This is a genomic window from Novipirellula herctigrandis, from assembly GCA_007859835.1.
Classification (GTDB): domain Bacteria; phylum Planctomycetota; class Planctomycetia; order Pirellulales; family Pirellulaceae; genus Novipirellula_A; species Novipirellula_A herctigrandis.
In genome coordinates, this window is record SJPJ01000001.1 from 3,379,660 (window position 1) to 3,398,783 (window position 19,124).

Annotated in this window: 15 protein-coding genes; all 15 read right to left on the reverse strand. The window is 55.4% G+C overall.

What is annotated here, in order from left to right; all coding sequences use genetic code 11:
- Positions 1 to 2: 2 nt before the first annotated feature.
- The 15 genes from CA13_RS12485 to CA13_RS12550 all read right to left on the reverse strand — a co-directional run bounded on the left by CA13_RS12485 (position 3) and on the right by CA13_RS12550 (position 18,876).
- Positions 3 to 1,487: an amidohydrolase family protein gene (locus CA13_RS12485; protein WP_146397102.1), complete on the reverse strand. Its 1,485-nt coding sequence runs from the start codon at positions 1,485 to 1,487 to the stop codon at positions 3 to 5.
- Positions 1,488 to 1,501: 14 nt separating this feature from the next.
- Positions 1,502 to 2,197 carry a trimeric intracellular cation channel family protein gene (locus CA13_RS12490; RefSeq protein WP_146397104.1) on the reverse strand — a complete coding sequence of 232 codons (696 nt, stop codon included), beginning with the start codon at positions 2,195 to 2,197 and terminating at the stop codon, positions 1,502 to 1,504.
- A gap of 27 nt (positions 2,198 to 2,224) precedes the next feature.
- Positions 2,225 to 3,454, reverse strand: coding sequence for a carcinine hydrolase/isopenicillin-N N-acyltransferase family protein (locus CA13_RS12495; RefSeq protein WP_146397106.1), 1,230 nt, complete (start codon positions 3,452 to 3,454; stop codon positions 2,225 to 2,227).
- A complete protein-coding gene (locus CA13_RS12500) occupies positions 3,399 to 3,638 on the reverse strand; it encodes a hypothetical protein (protein ID WP_146397108.1) in 240 nt (79 codons plus the stop codon). The genes CA13_RS12495 and CA13_RS12500 overlap by 56 nt, the downstream gene beginning before the upstream one ends.
- 86 nt (positions 3,639 to 3,724) lie before the next feature.
- Positions 3,725 to 6,163 carry an arylsulfatase gene (locus CA13_RS12505; RefSeq protein WP_473087508.1) on the reverse strand — a complete coding sequence of 813 codons (2,439 nt, stop codon included), beginning with the start codon at positions 6,161 to 6,163 and terminating at the stop codon, positions 3,725 to 3,727.
- Positions 6,164 to 6,221: 58 nt separating this feature from the next.
- A complete protein-coding gene (locus CA13_RS12510) occupies positions 6,222 to 6,395 on the reverse strand; it encodes a carbon storage regulator (RefSeq protein ID WP_146403625.1) in 174 nt (57 codons plus the stop codon).
- 106 nt (positions 6,396 to 6,501) lie between these two features.
- Positions 6,502 to 6,774, reverse strand: a complete 273-nt coding sequence (locus CA13_RS12515) for a hypothetical protein (protein WP_146397109.1) — start codon at positions 6,772 to 6,774, stop codon at positions 6,502 to 6,504.
- Positions 6,775 to 7,013: 239 nt separating this feature from the next.
- Positions 7,014 to 9,767, reverse strand: coding sequence for a winged helix-turn-helix domain-containing protein (locus CA13_RS12520; RefSeq protein ID WP_419194247.1), 2,754 nt, complete (start codon positions 9,765 to 9,767; stop codon positions 7,014 to 7,016).
- Between the two features lie 188 nt (positions 9,768 to 9,955).
- A complete protein-coding gene (locus CA13_RS12525; protein ID WP_146397113.1) occupies positions 9,956 to 10,258 on the reverse strand; it encodes a hypothetical protein in 303 nt (100 codons plus the stop codon).
- Positions 10,259 to 10,962: 704 nt separating this feature from the next.
- Entirely contained in the window at positions 10,963 to 11,499 is a 537-nt protein-coding gene (locus tag CA13_RS12530; protein ID WP_146397115.1) for a disulfide bond formation protein B, read from the reverse strand.
- Position 11,500: 1 nt separating this feature from the next.
- Complete coding sequence (locus CA13_RS35050; RefSeq protein ID WP_419194248.1) at positions 11,501 to 11,653, reverse strand: DUF5993 family protein; 153 nt, start codon at positions 11,651 to 11,653, stop codon at positions 11,501 to 11,503.
- Between the two features lie 291 nt (positions 11,654 to 11,944).
- Entirely contained in the window at positions 11,945 to 13,765 is a 1,821-nt protein-coding gene (locus CA13_RS12535; protein ID WP_146397117.1) for an amidohydrolase, read from the reverse strand.
- Between the two features lie 123 nt (positions 13,766 to 13,888).
- Entirely contained in the window at positions 13,889 to 15,223 is a 1,335-nt protein-coding gene (locus CA13_RS12540; protein ID WP_146397119.1) for a serine hydrolase domain-containing protein, read from the reverse strand.
- A gap of 67 nt (positions 15,224 to 15,290) precedes the next feature.
- Positions 15,291 to 16,904, reverse strand: coding sequence for an amidase (locus CA13_RS12545; protein ID WP_146397121.1), 1,614 nt, complete (start codon positions 16,902 to 16,904; stop codon positions 15,291 to 15,293).
- Positions 16,897 to 18,876 carry an amidohydrolase gene (locus CA13_RS12550; protein ID WP_146397123.1) on the reverse strand — a complete coding sequence of 660 codons (1,980 nt, stop codon included), beginning with the start codon at positions 18,874 to 18,876 and terminating at the stop codon, positions 16,897 to 16,899. Before CA13_RS12550 ends, CA13_RS12545 begins: the two co-directional genes overlap by 8 nt.
- Between the last annotated feature and the right edge of the window lie 248 nt (positions 18,877 to 19,124).

Below are 19,124 nucleotides of genomic sequence, written 5' to 3' on the forward strand. Positions count from 1 at the left end.
CCTTAACTCCGCACTGCATTGCGAATGGGTTGACCGGGATAGACATCCTTCAACACTTCCGAATCCTTGACGACGATCGTTCCGTTGACCAGCACATAGGGGATTCCCGTGGACGCCAGCGTCATCTTTCCCGCAACGGGCTCTGAGTTGTCGGTCACTGTTTCCGGATCAAAAATGGTGATATCGGCTGCGGCACCCGCACTCAAGCGGCCCCGTCGTTTCATGTCGGGCGCGAACTCTTCAAGCCATTTGGCCGGCAGATAGGTCATCTTTGAAATCGCAGTCATCAGCGGACAAAGATCCTTCTCGCGCACCAATCGCAAGGTTCGCGCAAAGCACCCGGCGCCACGGGGGTGTCCCTGGCCCGTTCCGAAAGGAGCGTCCCCAGCGGGAATGTTTCCATCCTCGTCGATGAATGGCATGCTGTCGGAACCGACAATGACACCTTCATGTTTCATGGCCGCCATGACATCGGGCTCCTTCATGTGCTTCATCATCATCATGCCACCAGGATCCCCGCTCCGATATTTGGCGAGGAGTTGCTCTGTCATCTTCTCTCCCGTTTTCACATACGTAATGTCCTCGTAATCCATCCCCATCGCCTGCTGGAATCCAGGGCCGAGATAGTCGGCGCCAATGATTGAGGAACCGTAGTCGTAGGGATACGCTTCGGTAATGACATTCAGTCCGCGTTCGCGTGCCTTGTCGACTAGTTCGAGAGCTTCGCGAGTGCGGCCCAGGGAAGTGCTGTGGATATGGTGGATCAGCAGCGGAACATCCTGCACCCAGGCATCCGAAAGCGCTTCCATGAGCGCCAGAACACCGCTTGGCTGGATGTTGGACATATAGCGCACATGGCTTCCGACAAACGTTTTGTAACGCTTCGCCACGCCGTAGACTGCATAGATTTCCGCCGACGTAATCTTGTTGTAATACCCAATTGGCACACCGATCCCGAGAGCGCCCTGGTTCAATCCTGCTTCGACATTGGACAGGATCTTTTTCAAATCCTCCGGATCGTCGGCTGTCTTCTCATGCCACTGCGCACCGTCAGTGGCAGCGGCGTTGATCGCTCCGCCGTAGAGACCAAAGCCCTTCGGATCCACGCCGTCCATCGCGGCAATGCGGCCAAAGGCATGGCTGACGGTGGCCCCGTAGTTGACTTGAGCTTTCCCCTCGAATGCGTTGTAGAAGTCATCGACAGGATAGGCTCCCGCTTCGAGTTCCAGCGGAGTGGTCACGCCGTCCCGCAACTTCAACTTGAACGCGAAGGCATCCTGACCATGTGAGTGTGTATCGATAAAGCCCGGAGCGACCACGTGTCCCGTGGCATCAATGGTTTCCTTGCCATCGATTGCTTCCTCAGTGATGATCGCCACCGTTTCACCCTTGACGCCGACGTTGCGCACGGCATCAAGGCCACTCTCGGGATCCATCACGCGGCCGCCATGGATGACGATGTCGTATTGTTCGTTTTGTTTTGTCATCTTATGTTTGCTTCTTATTTCAAAGTCTGTGGAGTAACCGTTTCTTGTGGATTTTGCTCAACGTTGCGACCGCCAATGCGGATAAATTCACCGGGCGGCCCCATTCGAATGTTGAATAGGATGGTTGCGGCCCGTAGTGAAAACGCGATCAGAAACGCCAGTCCTTCAGCAACGCCTTCCGGTAGCGATAGTTGGATCAGCACCGCATAGGTAAGAGACCCTGCCAGGGCTGCAGTCGCATAGAGTTCGCCGCAGAGGATCATTGGCTGGGTTTGGGTCATGGTATCGCGGATCACACCACCGCCGGTGGCAGTCACCATCCCCAGGAACACGGCGACAATGAACGGGGCGCCGAAACCCAGCGCCACATGACATCCAACTACCCCGAAACAGGCCAAGCCGAGTGCATCAGACCAGATCATCCCTTTCCGCTGGGAGATGTCGTGTTTGATAAAAAAGTAGGTAGCGAGCGCCGCTACCATGCACAGCACCAACTCTGCTGGATCCTGCGTCCACCAGACCGTCCGCCCCAACAGCAAATCGCGGGTGGTACCGCCGCCGATTCCGGTGATGGTACCAATCAAGACAAATCCCAACGCGTCCATGCGATGCCGGGCCGCACACAACGCTCCGCTGATGGCGAATACCACATCACCGGCATACATGATTGCCAGAATGCTGGTGCTTAGCGGTTCGCTTGGTGGTAACATTTTTCCCTTTTTCGATTGGCCTGTGATTCAAAACTCAAACGTGTAGTAGTCGCTCATGCGATCTTCCATCTGGTTGGTGCCGGCGATTGGACCCACGTCCCCCAGGTAAAAGCGGACGCTGATCTCCGGCTTCGAGAGATCGGCAGTCGTATTGATCAACGTGCGTTCCATGGGTGCCGCCTCAGCCTTTTCATCATCGACAAAAGAACAATGAACGGCATCGGTCATTGCCGTGGCATCTTCTTTCTTGAACGGCGGCTTGAGACCTGCGTAGGCGTCCCGGAAAATGAGCTGACGTTGAAACGTGTTGTGCTCCTTGCTCTCGTCAAACTCGGGATACGTCGGCGGTGTCGGATAGTTGTAAACCGGGTGATTGGTAATGAAGAGCGGTTCATTGGCTTTGCGGTCAGTAAAGACGTACGCCTGTGAATGCTTCTCGATCTCGAAGATGGTGGCGGCGCCTTTGGCATCCGCGATGATCATGTGGGCGGTCATGATCATGTGCATGATGCGATTGCTGAGGATCATCTGCTTGGCCTCTTCCACGGTGGCGCAAGAGTCGAGGATCATCCCGACCGCCTGGACCATGGAGACTCCGGACATCGCCAGGCCTGACGGTGGGCCAGCTTCGTCTCCCACACCTGCCGGATCGTGAAAGAGCGAGATGTAGAGACCTTTTTCGTTGAGGCCATCGATGTAGGGCGACAGTAGTTCCTGGCCACCGATCAGAATGGTTTTGTAACCCGTGTCGGGCCGGGTCTCCAGAACCACGCCACGTTCCCAACCCCGGTAGGCCCCCTCGGGAGCCTGCTTGCCGAAGAGTTCACTCCACAGCACCATGGCCATCAGGTCGAAATTCCGGGAAACAAACGTCGCGCCGTTTTCGCTCTTCTCAATGGGTAGCACGGCAGCCGAACAGGTGTTCCCTTCCAGACTTCTGCCTCGGCTCGCGTCGTACCAGTCGTAAGGCAAAGCGGTCGCATCGTGCACTACGTCGTCCGCCGATAGACCGTAAGCACGAAGCACCCCTTGGGAACGTTCCAGCATCGCCGGCCAGTTGCGGGCCAGGTATTCACGTCGCGCCACCGCATAAATCGGTTCGTCGTAGACGCCCAGCTTGGTGCCGTATTCGTTCTTGGCGAGGGTGCCGAGATCGAAGCCGATTTCCTCGTTGGTGCCTTCGACAATGATGTGCCGTGGTTTAGCGTAGTCGCCGTCGTTGGAGGGGTAGATCGGTTCGTTTTTCAGAATGCTCATTGTCTTCTTTCTTTAGTGTGTTGTTGTAGACTTTGCCGTCCTTGATGATCACCTTGAGGTTGTTCTTGGCATCTTCGATGATGGATACATCCTCCATAAAGTTCTTGTTGAAGATGACGATGTCGGCCATCGCACCTGCTTCGATCACCCCCACCTTGCCGTAGGCATTGCCCTTGCCCGTCAAGTTCCACAGCGTTTCTCCAGCGTAGTTTTTGAAACACGCGACCGAACCGGGGCAACCGGCGTTCGGTTGCCCCGGGGTCGAAGGGCTTACTTCTTCAGCGTGATCGTTACCTTATCGATCTTGCCGGTGTACTTGCTACCCTCGCGGTCGTACTCTTCGGACACGGTGGTTTCCATGTCGATGCCGACTCCGGCAGATTCGTCGGCAGAGAAGACTGAAAATTCCGTTTTGGGAACCTTCACCGTAGCTACGGACTTGTCATTGACGTAGAGAGTCGCCGTGCCACCGGCACCCGGTTTCTTTCCTCCGTCGTAGGCGAAGTCCATTTTCACGGTCGACTTCCCGCTGGGCAATTTGGCAGTGCCCGCGGCGACCGAGTGCTTGAGACCGAGATAGTTGTACGTGTATCTCGGAACTCCCTCTTTAACGTGCAGCGCCCAACCGCCGAAGCGTCCGCCTTGCGCGACGATCACCCCATTGGCCGGTTTGTCTCCGCTCTCAACTTCGGCCACGATTTCAAATGAGGTGTTCTTGATATTGATGAAGTCGTTTTCGAGCAGTCCGTTCATGCCCTCATAGAGAGTCAGACTGGTGCGTCCGAACATCAGGTCCGGTCGGCCGGCGATCTTGGGATTGAACAGCTCCTGCCGGCGATCGTCCAGTGGCAACACTTTGTATTTGACCGCTTCACCGAGAAAGGCTTGTTGCAGTTTGGCCAGCATTTCAGGGTGTTGTTTGGAAAGGTCCGTCGACATGCTGAAGTCTTCCGCGACGTGATAGAGCTCCCACGTGTCCTCGGTAAATCGAGTTTCGGGGCTCGCCCACGGCTTGACGTGCAAGGTGCCGGCGAACCAACCGTCGAAATAGATTCCGCGGTTCCCGAACATCTCAAAGTACTGGATCGTGTGTTGACTTGGCGCGTTCGGAAAGTCCCAGGTGTAGGCCATGCTGGTTCCCTCGATCGGCCGCTGTGGCGTGCCATTGACGATTCGCGGTTCCGGGAGTCCGGCAGCTTCCAAAATGGTCGGCGCCACGTCGATCACGTGGTGCCACTGACTGCGGATTTCGCCCTTCGCCTTGATGCGGTCGGGCCAATGAATCGCCATCGCATTGCGAGTGCCGCCATAATTGGAAGCGACCTGCTTGGTCCACGTGAACGGCGAATCAAAAGCGACAGCCCAGCCCGCCGCCATGTGCGGATAGGTGCTCGCGTCGCCCCAGTTGTCGTAATACTTCAACATGAAGTCGATGTCCGAACCCTGCGGTTCGTTGTTGAAGTACGTCATCTCGTTGTACAGCCCAGACATCCCGCCTTCGGCGCTGGTGCCGTTGTCACCGGCGATGTAGAAGATCAGCGTGTTGTCGAGCTCACCCATATCTTCGATCGCCTGAATGACTCGCCCGGTCTCGTGATCGGTCATGTCGAGGAACGCGGCGAAGACTTCGGCCTGACGGGCAAAAAGCTTCTGCTCTTTGGCCGAGAGATCTTTCCAATCCTTGATGTCGTCGGGCTTTTTCGCCAGCTTTGTGTCTTTAGGAATGACGCCCAGTTTCTTTTGCTGTTCGAAGATTCGCTCGCGGATCACGTCCCAGCCTTCGTCGAAATTGCCCTTTTGTTTTTCGATGTAAAATTTTGGCACGTGATGCGGTGCATGCACGGCGCCCGGAGCGAAGTAAACAAAGAACGGCTTATCCGGGGTGAGCGCCTGCTGGAAACGCATCCACTCGATGGACTTTGTGGCCATGTCGTTCATGAAGTGATAGTCCGGATCTTCCGGCGTCTCGACACGGTTCAGGTTGTGATAGACAGCCGGAGACCATTGATTGGTCTCACCGCCCAGGAACCCGTAGAACTCATCGAAACCGGTGAAGTTCGGCCAGCGAGTAAACGGCCCCGAGGGACTAATTTCCCATACGGCTGTTTCGTGGTGCTTGCCATAGGCGGCCGTGCTGTAACCGTTCAGTCGCAACGTCTCGGCAATTGTCGCGATGTCGTTGGGCAGCATGCCGGTCGCGCCGGGGAAGGCCGTCGCGACTTCCGTGATCTTGGCCTGGTTGCATGAATGGTGATTGCGGCCGGTGATCAGAGCTTGCCGAGTCGGTGAGCAAAGTGCCGTGGTGTGGAACTGGTTGTACAACAAACCGGCGCGGGCCAGTCTGTCAAAGTGGGGCGTTTCAATCACGCCGCCGGCGGCACTCGTGCCACCGAAGCCCAGATCATCGAGCAGGATGACGACCACGTTCGGTGCCTCCTTCGGTGCTTTGACTTCGAACACCGGCGGTGCCTTGGCATCGCGGGCGTCCAGTGTGGTGATTGGCGGATACCACGGCGCCTTGATGGGAAGTTCCGTGCGGTCGACTTGTGCCTTTTCTTGAGCCACAACGACTGTCGTCGTCAGTCCATATACGAAAAGCATCGCGACGACCAGAATGGAGCCGACGGTTCTAGCCGCGGGTGTTGCTCGTACATCTTCGGTCCTGGCATAACCCGACGTAAACGCGTTCGAATCAGTTTGTTGTTTCATTTTCACTTTCAAATCCCTCGTGTAATTTAGGTGTTTTCGATTCAATAACAGGTGTGAGTCATCTGACGCCAAGTGCTTCCTCCGTCGTGTCTCGTTTCAGCCTGTTGTGGACTTCCTGGCGATGAACCGGCACATTTTGCGGAGCTTCGATACCGAGACGAACCCTTCCTCCTTGGATCGCCGTCACCACGGCCTTGATGTTTCCGTTGATGACGATCGATTCGTCTTCCATCCGTGACAACGGACCAACATGCTTGATTCTCCTTCGCTTGTGGTTACTTTGGTGTTTCTTTGAATTGCTGTCGGTGGTCGTGACGTCGAACCCTCGCGGTACCCCGCTAGTGGTTGGCTTCTGGTTCATGACAAGGTTCACAGTTCACCGATAGGATTTGCGTGCGAATTTGGTACAGGGTATTGAGAACACCAATGAGATCGGCTTGGTCCTTTACTTGACCCGTCATGATCGTGATCGGTTGATCGTCTTGTTGCTCGCTTGCAATCTGCATTCCACCCAAGCGTCCAGACCAGTGTTCATCCACCCGCCCCATCACTGCGATGCGATAGCAAGCTGGTTTACCCGGTTGAATTTGTGGCCATTGTTCGTCAGGCATGTTCAACGCCTCCATCAATTCACGTCGCCCGCTGTTTCTATGTGTCGTTAGAAGATCATTATGCGGCCCTTCAAGGCAGATCGCATCACTCACAATGAGTGATAAACGAGGGAGACGGCCCAAAAAGAAGAGCTATCGACGCCCAGTGCGCACAGCTCAGGCCCTGCCGTCGCTGCCTGCGGTGACCATAACAGGGCCGGCCAGATGCCGGCAGCTTCGGGCCGCTGCCCAGCGCAGGCCTATTTGCCCGCCAACAACCCGAGTTCCTCTGCCCTGGCCACGGCCTGGCGGCGGTTGTTGACATGCAGCTTTTCGTAGATGTGCTTCACATGGCTCTTGACGGTCCAAATAGAGATCGACATGACTTTGGCAATCTCCTTGTCGTAAAGCCGCTGCGACAGCAGTTCAAGCGTTTCGAGTTCCCGGTTGGTGAGGGCGTCAGTTGGAGCATTGATGGATTTCGACGTCCGTTGCGGCAGCGAGCTGGTCGGCATCGCAACGACTTGGGCCGTTTGTTCAATACCGTCGACCCGTCTGGAATCCGCCTGTTCATGGGGGAAAGCCGACAGCAGCCGATCGATTAACTCCAGGCCGACCTTGTTTGAGCGCAATTGAATCAGCAGCTGGGCCATCGGCGGGCCGAGCTCCACAAAAGGGAAAACGAAGCCGCCTGGTTGGGCCAACCGGGCGGCTTTTTCAGCGCAATTGAGTGCATGCTCTTGTTCCCCTTGCTTTTGGTAAGCCACCGCCTGAAGGCACAGCATACCGATCAATTGGCAGGTATTATGTTGAGCCTCATTGGCTACCGCGTATTCGTGCAGTCGCTCCTGCGCTGTCTTGAGGCTGGCCGCCGAGCCATCTGCGATCAGCGCACGACAACGGGTAACGCAGGGAATCTCGAACCAAAACAACATTACCTCGACCCCCGGCGTGGGTAACCCAAGCCAGCGCTGCACAGCCTCCGATTGTCCCTGCATGACGGCCAGACGCAGCGCGCAGGAGTCAGCCAGAGGCTGGAAGAGCGGACCAAGGTTATTTACGAATTCAACGAGGGTCCGCTGCGTCGCTTCGGCCTGATTTGTCTGTCCTCGCAGCTGATAGGCGATCGCCAAAGCGACGATTGCATCGACAGCAGCGCGGGCGTGTTGGGAGTGTTTTCGCTTGAGGGCTTTTTTCAGAAATCCAATCGCGAGGTCAACCTCCCCGCGCTGAAGGTGAAAGATGCCATCGAGATAGTCGCACCACGCCAACGGGTATTCCAATTCGTTTGCTCGGGCGACCAACCGTATTCTTTTCAGTCTTGCTGCCGCCCCCATCGGATCGCCGGCAATGCAGGAGACAAAACTCAAGGTGATCAGGAGATGGGTTTCGCGGATTGGGTGCAGAGGTGACGGAGCCGCGAGCCACCCGGTGATTGTTTGAGTGACTCGAACAAGTTCCCCCTGCATCTGCCCGGCCAGCCCGAAAATAATCTCGGTCTCGGCGTGGAATTCGTGATCTGTCAGCGGGATGTGTTCCAACGCGTAATTGATGTGTTTCAGGCTGGTAACGCCATCTCCCTTGAAGAGCTCAGAAAACCCGCGAAAAAATGCCACCTGTCCGGACAGATTCGATATCTCAGGGTCCTTTCTCATCAGTTCATCGACCTGATCCAGAATCGGAGGAATCGCAGTGACATTCAGCCGGTAATAGTGAATCCATGCGCGGGCCAGTAACAGCTCCGGACGATTCATCACCTGTGCGTCAGGCAGCCGGGCGAGCCATTTCTCCACGACGTGCCACTCATCCTCATTCATCATGGCGCGGGAATGACGCTCGACGATTTCCGCCGCTCGTTGGGAATCGCCAATCGCCAGGGCATGATCGATCGAGTCTTCAATGAGACTTTCGACCTCATACCACTCGCTGGCTCTCAAATGCAATGCGGCGATTTCATCGTTGCCGTGGCAACGTTTCAACTGCCCTTGCAGCAGGTTTTGGAACAAGTGATGAAATCGATACCACTCGTTTTGCACATCCAGCGGGACCACGAATAAATTACTTCGTCTGATTTCCTCAAGGAAATCCCGTCCCGTCATTTGCGCGTCCGTCATACCGTCGACACGAGTGAGCGCTTCGACGAGCGCTGCACAAAACTGATCCACAATAGATATCTTCAGCAAATGTTCCCGGATCATTGCTGGCTGGGCGGAGATGACTTCTTCCAACAAATAATCCTGGACCTGCTGCGAACCCCCTTTCAAGCTCAACACGAATTCCTCAGGTTCGGCATGGCTGCGCAACAACAAACCGACCAGGTGCAGACCGACGATCCATCCTTCCATCTCTAATTCGAGGTGCGCCAGTGCCGTATCACTCAGTGTCGTGCCCGCCATTTCCTGAAGAACCGCTCTGACCTCTGGCTGCGAGAAACGGAGAGCGTCCTGCCGGATTTCTGTCAACCAACCGCGAGCCCGCAACGCTGAGAGCGACAATGGCGGATCGTGTCGAGTAATCAGCACCAGATGCAGCGAGCGGGGTGGGTACCGCAGGAGGTCTTCGAGTAGTTCATGTACAGCCGGTTCGGCGACCAGGTGATAGTCATCCAGCACCAGGACGAAGGGCTCCTCGATCGCATCCAGATCATTGCTCAATGTTTCTGCCAACACACCGAGAGGAGGCATTTGAGCGGCTTGCAGCAGAGCGATCGTGTTGACACAGGCCACAGGGATGTGCATTTCGATGGCCGAGACGAAGTGATTCAGAAAAGATCTGAGATCGTTTTGCCGTTCGTCGAGTTGCAGCCAGGCGGGTTGAGTATTGCTGGCATGCAACCATTGAATCACCACCGTGGTTTTGCCGTAGCCGGCCGGCGCCGACACGAGCGTCAACGGCCGCTGCGGATTCTGCTGCAAGGCGTGCGTAAGCCGTGGCCGCTCGACGAGCCCAGGCACCATCACCGGAGGCCTAAGCTTCGTCTTCAGGATGGTCGTCACCGGATTCTGGCTGGCCACGACACGCTCGCCCTGCTTACCACGCGACGGATCGCGACAATCAGTGCTCCCAGTGTCAGCAGGCTTCTCTATTTTCGGAGGTCCCATGGACAACGGTTACCGATGAGTGAATGAACGAGTGAGATGATGCAGCATCACGGCCCACAAGTTCGAACGCGACGGCTGCTTGTGCTGATGCGACCACTATCTTAGTTGACAAGCGAAAGCGACGACACTGCTTGATTGTCACGACATTCTGATTGAATCTGTTCGAGTTCTCGGACAATAAATGTGATGGAGTCGATTCGGACGAGTCGCTCGGCGACATCAATGAACTGCGAAAGAGTGCGTGCCTGCAAGACGATCGATCCGAGAGTCATCACGAAGAGCGTTGCTTCCGCTGTACTCTTTTCAATCTGCGGAATTGGCCCGACCGGCCAGTCCGCACGTTGAGAGTCTCCACCAGCCATTCTTGGCAGGTCAATAAACGCCGTGTTTGGGGCGTTTTTCAAGTTTCGGTGATTTGCCGGAAACCTCTCTTTCGAACTAGGCCGTCCCAGTTTCGCATGAGCCAGCGTCCGTCTCAATGGTTTTTGCTCTGCGCACTAGCGCGCTCTCGGTTCACAAGGTGGCTGCTTGTTACCACGCCGTTTGCTTCCGCCCCACCGAACCGGACGATTCATGTTTGGCTCGGGTTAACAGGTTGAGAGTCCTTAATCGCTCGCCACATTCTGCGTTGTTGTTTCCAATCAAGTGTTTTGGCGATGGGGCGGATGCTGGCTTCCTTGAGCGGGTCGCGGCCTTTGACGGTGTTGGGTAGGAATAGGATCTCTTTCTGGGCGGAAAACAAAATCCTCAGACACAAGAGCGAAGAATCTCCTCCTCCCTTAAGTTATTCATGCGTTTGGGCGGATTCGTGGCACGGGAATGTTCTTCCTCTAACCCTTGAACGACTCGCACCAGAGGCAAACTGACGGCAAATCGCGAAAACTCTTCAGGGGTTTCTCGCTGGGTTGCGACGCTACGTCTGACGTAGCTTAACGACCGTGCGAAATTCGTTTCGTTGTCAGCCACCGAACGCAAGTTGGTCAATTCGTACGCCATCTCGGTTGGTCCAACCGAACGCAGGCGAAAGTGTCCGCGCAGAGCTGCGTGATGACAATCTGCACGCCCTTTTACCGACATGGCGATCGGGAATTGGGGTGAAGGCCCCTCATCACGGGCATGGACCGTTTTCGCAACATGGACCGACACCGCACATCAGAAACGTTGATAGTAGGTTTGCAGTGCAGATGAAGAACATCAGATAGAAGGAGATTTTCTCGAACCAGGAAGCGGCTCTGGGTGGTGCTTCGCGCTCATCTTCAATTAAAAACAGGAAGATCGCCGAACCAAGGATGCAGGCGACAAAAATTAAGACGCCCCAAGTGTAGAGATGCATGCCGAAGAAAGGCGTTCCATAACCAAGGGGGGCTCCCGGTTCAGGCGAGATATGCAGCAATACCTGTCGCGTTGAAAATCCGCAGCCGACAACCGCCGTGAAAATGACAAAAGCGAAATGCTTCTTGCTGAACCCAAAGAAAGTATTCAAGCTCAATCCGAGTGCAACACCGATCATCCCCATCCTCTGAAGAAGACAGAGAGGACAAGGATCTTCGCCTAAGCCGTACTGGAAATAGAAGGCACCTAACAAGACACCGACAAGGATGAGCATGCAACAGGTGTTGGCGACGTACAGACCTTGTTTGTTCATCCTAGAAATTCAATCCAAGGGACGAATCGGCGTGATAGAGAAAGACACCGATGCTAGCTCCGGTGGCGGCGCCAAGCGTGATGAACGCAGCGAATTTTCGTCGAGTGTGAATGAACCAGAATGCCGCCGTGTAAAGCAAGAATACCAAAGCCATGTTTTCCTCCGATATCGAAAAGTAATGTTCTCATCTTAGTTGCCCCGCCTGTTGCCATCTCAGTTTTCGTTAGTACCGCTGAAATGCGAAACGTCAAAACTCAAGCGTCACCGCTTATAACAGTTCCGTGACGGGCCAGCACCGATTCGTTTTTCAATACAGCTCGTTCATTGACATGTTAACGTGAAGTTTAAAAGCGAATCGTTCCTAGTCCCCAAGGCTCGATGGGCTCAAGCCTTTGTGCCAACCGGAGTAAGACAATTTGCATTGTCACCTCCACCGCTCAGAATGCTACTTAGATTCGGACTTTTTGGGCCGCCAAACTCCAGGCAGCGTGAATTCGCAAAAATGGCCCGGTACATAGTCGCCATATTCCACGCTCTCTCCTGTCGGCTGGACCTTTTCAAAGTTCTTTGCACCCCAAACTGGATTGCCATTTAGCAATGTCAGCAGCACGCGAGTCTGGCTGAGTTCCTCGGGCTTGATTTCAAAGATGTTATTGGCGAGAACGATCAAATCGGCGCGCTTGCCGACCTCGATGCTACCGATGATGTCTTCACGCCAGATCGCGTAAGCTCCTTCGATGGTAAACGCTTTGACCATCTGCTCCACCGAAAGTGATTCGCCAGGAAATCGGCCACCTTCGCCATCGAGCATCGTCCTCGTTGCACCGACTTGCATCAATTCCCACGGTTTCCACTCCGGTGACGTTGGCCAGTCGGCGCCGGCCCCCACGTGCAGACCCGCGTCGATCAGATCCGTGAACGGATACATTTGGTCGACAAGTTCCTTTCGGACGTTCTTGAATACGGTCGTCTGGTTGTACGTGGTAGCGGCCGCCCAGTGGAACTGAACTTGTGCGATGATGTTCAGTTTCTTCATTCGCTCAATGTGGTCTGGCTGAACATGATCTAAGTGAGTCATGATGTGCCGGTCATCCATGCCCAATGGCTTGCCCGTGGCGTGGGCGTACTCCATCGCCTTGAGTGTCATGTCGATACCCGCATCGCCTTCGCAGTGGAACATCATCCTCATGCCCATTTCGGTATAGCGATCGACTTCTCTGTTCAGTCGATCCTGATCGTAGTTGGCCGGCGGGTGGGTTCCGTCTTTGTAGGGCTCGGACATAAACGCCATCGTGCCCGGAACTCCATCGATGGCCCATTTAACTGTTCGGCAATCCAACATCTCGGTGCCTTGGAACGGTCGGCCCTGGATCGTTTTGAGATTGACTTCGTCATCCAGCGGTGAAAAGTGAACTGTATTAATGGAGACTCGCAGGTTGAGTTCTCCCATTGCGGCGACACGCTTGTAAGGATCGTCGCCGCCCTCTCGTGTCATCGAGGCCGCTTCGATAATCGACGTGATGCCCTGCTCGTTTTGAAGCGAGACGCCTTTCTTGATGGCGGTCTCCTGTTGGGCAAGCGTGAACAGTTGCGGCGTCTGACGAAAACCGGCCAGCATGTGAGCTTTTTCAAGCAAGTGTCCGCTGGGTGTCTTGCCGTCTTCTTCGCGAACGATCACGCCGCCTTTGGGATTGGGCGTATCGGCGTCGATGCCAAAATACTGAAGCGCCGCGGTGCTGTACCAGCCGTTGTGCTGAGTGTCGTCGGCCAACATCGCTTTGCGACCGCCCACCAATGCATCAAGTTCCTGTCGCGTCGGTTTGGGGAACTGGCTCGGACTCCAGCCGGTGCCTAGCACCCAGTCATCTTCCCCCAGCGTTTTCGCGTGATTGCGGATCACTTCGGCTGAGACGCCGGCGGGTTCAGTCATCGTTTCGAACAGATTCAGCATCACCGAATTCGCTTGGCCGCCGATCCGCAAATGACAATGCGAGTCGATCAGACCAGGCAGCATCAATCGACCTTCAAGATCGACGACTTCGGTGTCATCACCGATGAATAGCTTGGCGTCGGCACTGGACCCGACGAATACGATGTCTCTGCCAGTCACCGCCACCGCTTCTGCCCACGGCTGTTGCTCATCGACCGTGTAAACCTTGCCGCCGGTGAAGACAAGTTCGGCAGGTTTCTGTTGCGCTCCCGCCGAAGCGGGCGATAACAACAACACTGCCAGGCAAAGTAATAGTTTGAACTCGCAACGACTCATACTTGGATTCCTCTCGATTGGATTTGTGTTTCCAGCAGCCGATACCTTGATCTGTTCTCGGATGACTTGGACATGGAATACGCTTCTTGTTTCGTTAATCAACGGTAGATATCAAAGCCGACGCTAATTGCTCAAGTGGCCAATGATGGCGTCCCAAGCGTTGAGGTTGTAAGCGTCATAGTAGTCGTCTGCAGATGTGGGCTGAGACGATTGTTTGATGATCGCAACTCCACGATGGATGTCGCAGTAGATCCACTGACCATGAATACCAAGTGCTGTGAATGCTTCCTTGCCCTTCTGGTGGCGAACCCACCATTGGGCTCGGTAGCTCCAATCTTCCGCCGCCATCATTCCAGTTGAGCTCGGCCCATTCGCAAAAGCCTCGACCGAAGCGCCGTCGGATAGCTGACTGATCACGTTCTTAGAAATCACTTGTTGCCCCCCAAACTTGCCTCCGCTAATCATCATGCTTCCGAATCGAGCAAGGTCTCTGGGTGTTGCGTTCAATCCGCCACCGGCAAAGAGTGTTGCGTTCGTATCCAACAGAACGTAGGTCTCGCCATCGGTGCCTAATTTGGACCAAAGCTTGTCAAACATGTTCTTCTGAAACGACACACCGGTGACGCGATTGGTAACCCAGTTAACGACATCCGTCTTGGGTGTTTGGTAATGGAACACATCGCCATGCTCGTGCTTGGGGTCTTTCCCCAGAGTCGGGAGGTATTCGTAGATGCTGTTCGCGTAGGTTTTTCCCGGTTGCGGATTCATCAGTCCCAAGACGACGCCATAGTGTTGAATGCCTGATTCCGGATCTGCATACTTTTCGGAAAAGTCCATTGCGTTGGTCATATTCAAAACTTGCTTGAACGTCGCATCGCTAAACGCACCCGAAGCTTTCAATTCGGGCAGGTACTTCGAAACGACCTCTCCTTCATCGGCCTTTCCGTCCGCAACTGCCTGCAGCCCAAATAATCCGGCGAACGACTTCGTCACCGACATCATTTGATGCGGATGATTTCCGTCCATACCATTGAGGTGTTTTTCATAAACAATCTTGTCACCCTGGACCACGACGAGGGCGTCCGAATAGGTCTCCTTCAAGTAGGTCTCCATGTCGACCTTTGTCTTTGTCGGCGCACCCTTTGCGTCCGGTTTGACCACCTTCAAGGCGGCAATCCCTTTGTCGATTTCCGCCGGCATCTTGATCGGTTGACTTGCGTTGCCGATCCCAGCGGTGGGATACAGCAATCGCATGTTCAGATACGACCACCGATTGAACGGCGGAGTCATCAGCGCGTTGGATCGATCAACTCGTTTGTCCGCCGGCGGAGGGAAGCCCTCCATCAGCTTCAGCTCTGCAGCGGACGCGAACTCGTCTTGTGCAGCGACATGCGTGGACAGGCAGCCAACGGCCATTGCCAAAGCCGCCAGGACAAACTTCGTATATCTAAAACTCATGATTAAGACTCTCTTTGTCAGTTCAGGTTGCTTTCGATTAGCCAATGATGACTCATTTGCAAATGCTTCAACGACGAAAATCGGGCATATTCTCACCCGAGAAAAGTCGTGGCGCCACGGATTTGTAGGCGTGGGCGATTTGAAAAGTTTGCAAGTCGTGATACGGCTTACCAATGATCTGCATTCCCGTCGGCATGCCTTGGGAACTGAGACGCGTTGGAACGTTTACGACCGGGCACCAATTAAGGACGTTCCATGGTACCGTCAGAGCTAGGATGAACGACTTGTGCATCTGGTGGCCCTCGAGCTCGAAGCCTTCCTTGGAGACGTCATAGTCCGCAGGCACATGCGGCGTCGCCAGAGAAGGCATCACGATCGCATCGTAGCCCTTGCTGAAAACGGCATCGGAGATCTTCGCATAAAGGGACCGGACATAGGCTTCGAATTCGGCCGCCTGCGTTGATCCGACACCGGGGGCGACCGCCTTCTTCGCAAAGTAGGCGGCGTACGTTGTCATCTCGTCGATGCGGCCAATGTCGGCGGCCAGACCGGCGCCCATCGGACCTGCCATCACGCCGCCGATGAACTTCTCCACCATCTCCGCCCAATCAACTTCAAGACTTACGTCATCGACTTCGGCGCCCAGCGATTTCAAGTCATCCACCCCGCCAGCAAACCCCTGCCGGGCGTCTTTGTCCAGAGGCACAAGCCCCATCGACCCGACGTTCGCGATCCGCATACCCTTGATGGGGCGGTATTCCCGCGGCATGAACAACTTGCTTATCGTCCCCGGTTCGTGCGGGGTCTGGCCGGACAGCACATTCATCATTGCGACCATGTCATCAAACGTTCGCGCCATCGGGCCGGTCCCACTGAAATGTGAGAGCGTCGACTCGGTAACCACGCGACCAAACGGTGGCTTGAATCCGTACAGCCCGTTGTAAGCACAAGGAAGACGGATGGACCCACCCATGTCCGACCCGGTCGCAAGGGTACACAGTCCGGCTGCCAGCGATCCGCCGGAACCGCCCGAGGAACCGCCAACCGCATAGTTCGTGTTCCACGGACAGCGTGAGACGCCCCAGAGTTTCGAATAGGTCACCCCGCTCATGTAGAACTCAGGAGCAGTGGTCTGGATGTTCAGCACCGCGCCGGCCCGTTTCAACTTGGTGACAATCGGGTCAGCCCGATCCATTTTGTTGTCTTTCAGCAGAACCGAGCCGCGAGTAACGATCCAGCCTTTGTCGTGGTGCTCGTCCTTGACGCCAACGGTGATTCCTTCCAACGCACGAGCCGTTCCGTTGCCGTAACGCTTCTCGGATACCTTCGCTTGTGCCAGCGCCGTGTCGAAATGCGTGTAGGTGACCGAATTGGTCTTTTCCCCGACCGCTTCGAACCGAGCGATCTGGGCCTTCAACAGGTCCACGGGCGAAAGTTTGCCAGACCGAAACAGTGGCAATAATTCCGCAGCCGACATGTAGCAGAGTTCATCCGCTTCAAACGTCGCGGCGTGTGCGGACGTTGCCCCCAGTCCGCAAGCGGTCACGCTCGCAGCCGACGCAACGGCAGCTCTGCAAAATTCTCGGCGGTCAAGTGTTCGGGGATGCATCATAGGATCGGGCTCTGTGTTGTCGGTTTTTAAGATTGAGTCACGGATTAGGTAGTGCGGGATATTACTCATCCATGATCATCCCTCTGGCACGTAGCATCGCTTGCTCGGCGCATTCTTGTTCTTGGCAATTGGCGTGATGTCGATCGCAACAGAATCGGCTTGCAAAACGCAACGATGCGACGAGCGCCTTCAATTCCTTGGATTGAGGCACATTGTACGAAGCTGTCGGAATGACCTCGCGCGAATCGAGAAACTTGTCTTTCGATTCGCCCTCGACATCTTGGTCCGCTGGTGTGTGCGTGAACCGACCGTCCATCATCGTGAACGCGACATCAATTTCCGCGATCTCGGTAGGCTTTACCGCGAACGGGTTTTTCTCTAGCACAACAAGATCGGCCAGTTTACCGACTTCGAGGCTGCCGATTTTGTGATCCATCGCTAGCTGCCATGCCGCATCGATCGTGACCGCTCGAATCGCCTGCGCGACCGTCAGCGGCGTACGATTTTCAGGGAACGGCTTTGATTCGCCTGGACGACTGGGGTCCATCAGCGTGACCGCTCCCTCGACACAGAACAGCGGCGCCTGCATGCTTGGCTGCGTGCTGGGCACATCTGCCGATAGGCTGACTTTAACCCCATCGCCCGGCAGGTCGGTGTAGAGACCGAACTGAGATTCGGTGCGTTCCTTGCCAAGCAGCCGATAAGCGTCTTCCCGCTGGTTGGACCAGTCGTTGTAGAAGTTGGGCGTGGCGTTGACTGGGATTTTGTGTTCGATGGTGCGTTTGTAGTCGTCCGGGTGAATCCAGGTGAAGTGGTGGATGGCATTGCGCATGTCCTTGTAGCCAGCCTCCTTCGCTGCGACACAGGCATCGACGGCAGCCCTTCCCGTTGCGCTGCCGTCGGTGTGAATGACGGTATGCAGACCCGCTTTGTTGGCAGCTAGCGTGACCGCTTTGATCTTCTCTGGCTGGATATTGAAAGCACCCTGCTTGCCGGTTTCATAGGGTTCAAGGTGCGGCGACACCTGCCCGTTCCAGTTGCCATCGGGGTGAATCTTGACGAAATCACAGCGGAGCATGTCGCCCTGAAATTTCTTCTGCATCCGAGAAGCAAAAGCGACAAATTTGTCCGGGTCAGCCTTCGCATTCTTAAAGAATGGCAGTGCCTGTACACGGAGCTTGAGCGTCCCCGCCTGCTCCAATTCGGCGAGCATCGCCATCGCGGCCTCGAAATCGCGTTCCATGCCGCCGTGCGTGTCTTTGACGTTCGGCGTGATGATGCCAGGATTCAGGATGGTAGTCGTGCCGTTATGGGCAGCGATGGTGAAGAGTTCTTCACTGCTTTGGCGGACCATCGTCTCCGCGTCCCAAGCGCCCATATCGATGTAGGCCTGCATCCATTGAATCTCGATGGCCGCCCCAGTCGGATTCCCATCGTCGTCCCGCACCCAATAAGTGACGCCCGGAAGCGTGTCTGGGGTGTCCTTGGTGATGCCAGCCGCTTTCAAGGCTGCTGAGTTGAGCCACGCGTCGTGGATGGTGAAATCGAGCATGATCGCCGGGCGATCGGGGACGGCGGTGTCGAGATCTTTCGCCGTGGGGCGACCCCCAAGTTTATCGGCAACCCATCCGACGCCCCGAATTACCTTTTCGTCCGGGTGCGTTTCGGCATACTCTTTGATCTGCTCAAGCGTCTCGGCCTTGTTCTTGGCGTCATAGAGATTCGCACCCAGGGCGGTCCAACTTGAAGCGATCAGATGGTCGTGAGCGCTGATAAAACCGGGCATGACCGTATTGCCTGAGCAATCGACGACTTTGGTGTCATCGCCAACGAGCGCTTTGGCATCGGCGCTGGACCCAACGAACACAATCTGATTGCCTGTCACTGCCACGGCTTCGGCCCAAGGCTGAGCGTCGTTGACGGTGTAGACCTTGCCACCGGTGAATACCGTATCGGCTGGTTTCTGTTGGGCGAACGCGATTGCCGGTAAGACCGCGATTGCGAACACACAACCCACAACTGCTTTTATGTGACAGTTCATTGAATTTCCTGCTGGCGTCGATGGGGAGAGAGATAAGTATTTAGGATCGTCCAAACAATAAGTGAGATAAGCTTCCAGCTTGTCATGGTCAAAACGACAGGCTGGAAGCGTATCCTACATCCCAGTCCCGCCAATAGTTGTTCCGACGCTCTTCAGAGGAGTCGTTTGTCTATCTAAAAGTCGAAGTCGTCAAATCCGCCGAAGTCGCCGTAGTCGTCGTCGCCGAAGTAGCCTCCGCCAAAGTCATT

Coding starts and splice junctions, on each gene's coding strand:
- CA13_RS12495 (WP_146397106.1), bottom strand. CDS start 3,454: ATGAGCATTCTGAAAAACGAACCGATCTACCCCTCCAACGACGGCGAC.
- CA13_RS12535 (WP_146397117.1), bottom strand. CDS start 13,765: ATGAGTCGTTGCGAGTTCAAACTATTACTTTGCCTGGCAGTGTTGTTG.
- CA13_RS12545 (WP_146397121.1), bottom strand. CDS start 16,904: ATGAGTAATATCCCGCACTACCTAATCCGTGACTCAATCTTAAAAACC.
- CA13_RS12490 (WP_146397104.1), bottom strand. CDS start 2,197: ATGTTACCACCAAGCGAACCGCTAAGCACCAGCATTCTGGCAATCATG.
- CA13_RS12485 (WP_146397102.1), bottom strand. CDS start 1,487: ATGACAAAACAAAACGAACAATACGACATCGTCATCCATGGCGGCCGC.
- CA13_RS12530 (WP_146397115.1), bottom strand. CDS start 11,499: ATGAACAAACAAGGTCTGTACGTCGCCAACACCTGTTGCATGCTCATC.
- CA13_RS12550 (WP_146397123.1), bottom strand. CDS start 18,876: ATGAACTGTCACATAAAAGCAGTTGTGGGTTGTGTGTTCGCAATCGCG.
- CA13_RS35050 (WP_419194248.1), bottom strand. CDS start 11,653: ATGGCTTTGGTATTCTTGCTTTACACGGCGGCATTCTGGTTCATTCAC.
- CA13_RS12515 (WP_146397109.1), bottom strand. CDS start 6,774: ATGCCTGACGAACAATGGCCACAAATTCAACCGGGTAAACCAGCTTGC.
- CA13_RS12510 (WP_146403625.1), bottom strand. CDS start 6,395: ATGGAAGACGAATCGATCGTCATCAACGGAAACATCAAGGCCGTGGTG.
- CA13_RS12505 (WP_473087508.1), bottom strand. CDS start 6,163: ATGAAACAACAAACTGATTCGAACGCGTTTACGTCGGGTTATGCCAGG.
- CA13_RS12540 (WP_146397119.1), bottom strand. CDS start 15,223: ATGAGTTTTAGATATACGAAGTTTGTCCTGGCGGCTTTGGCAATGGCC.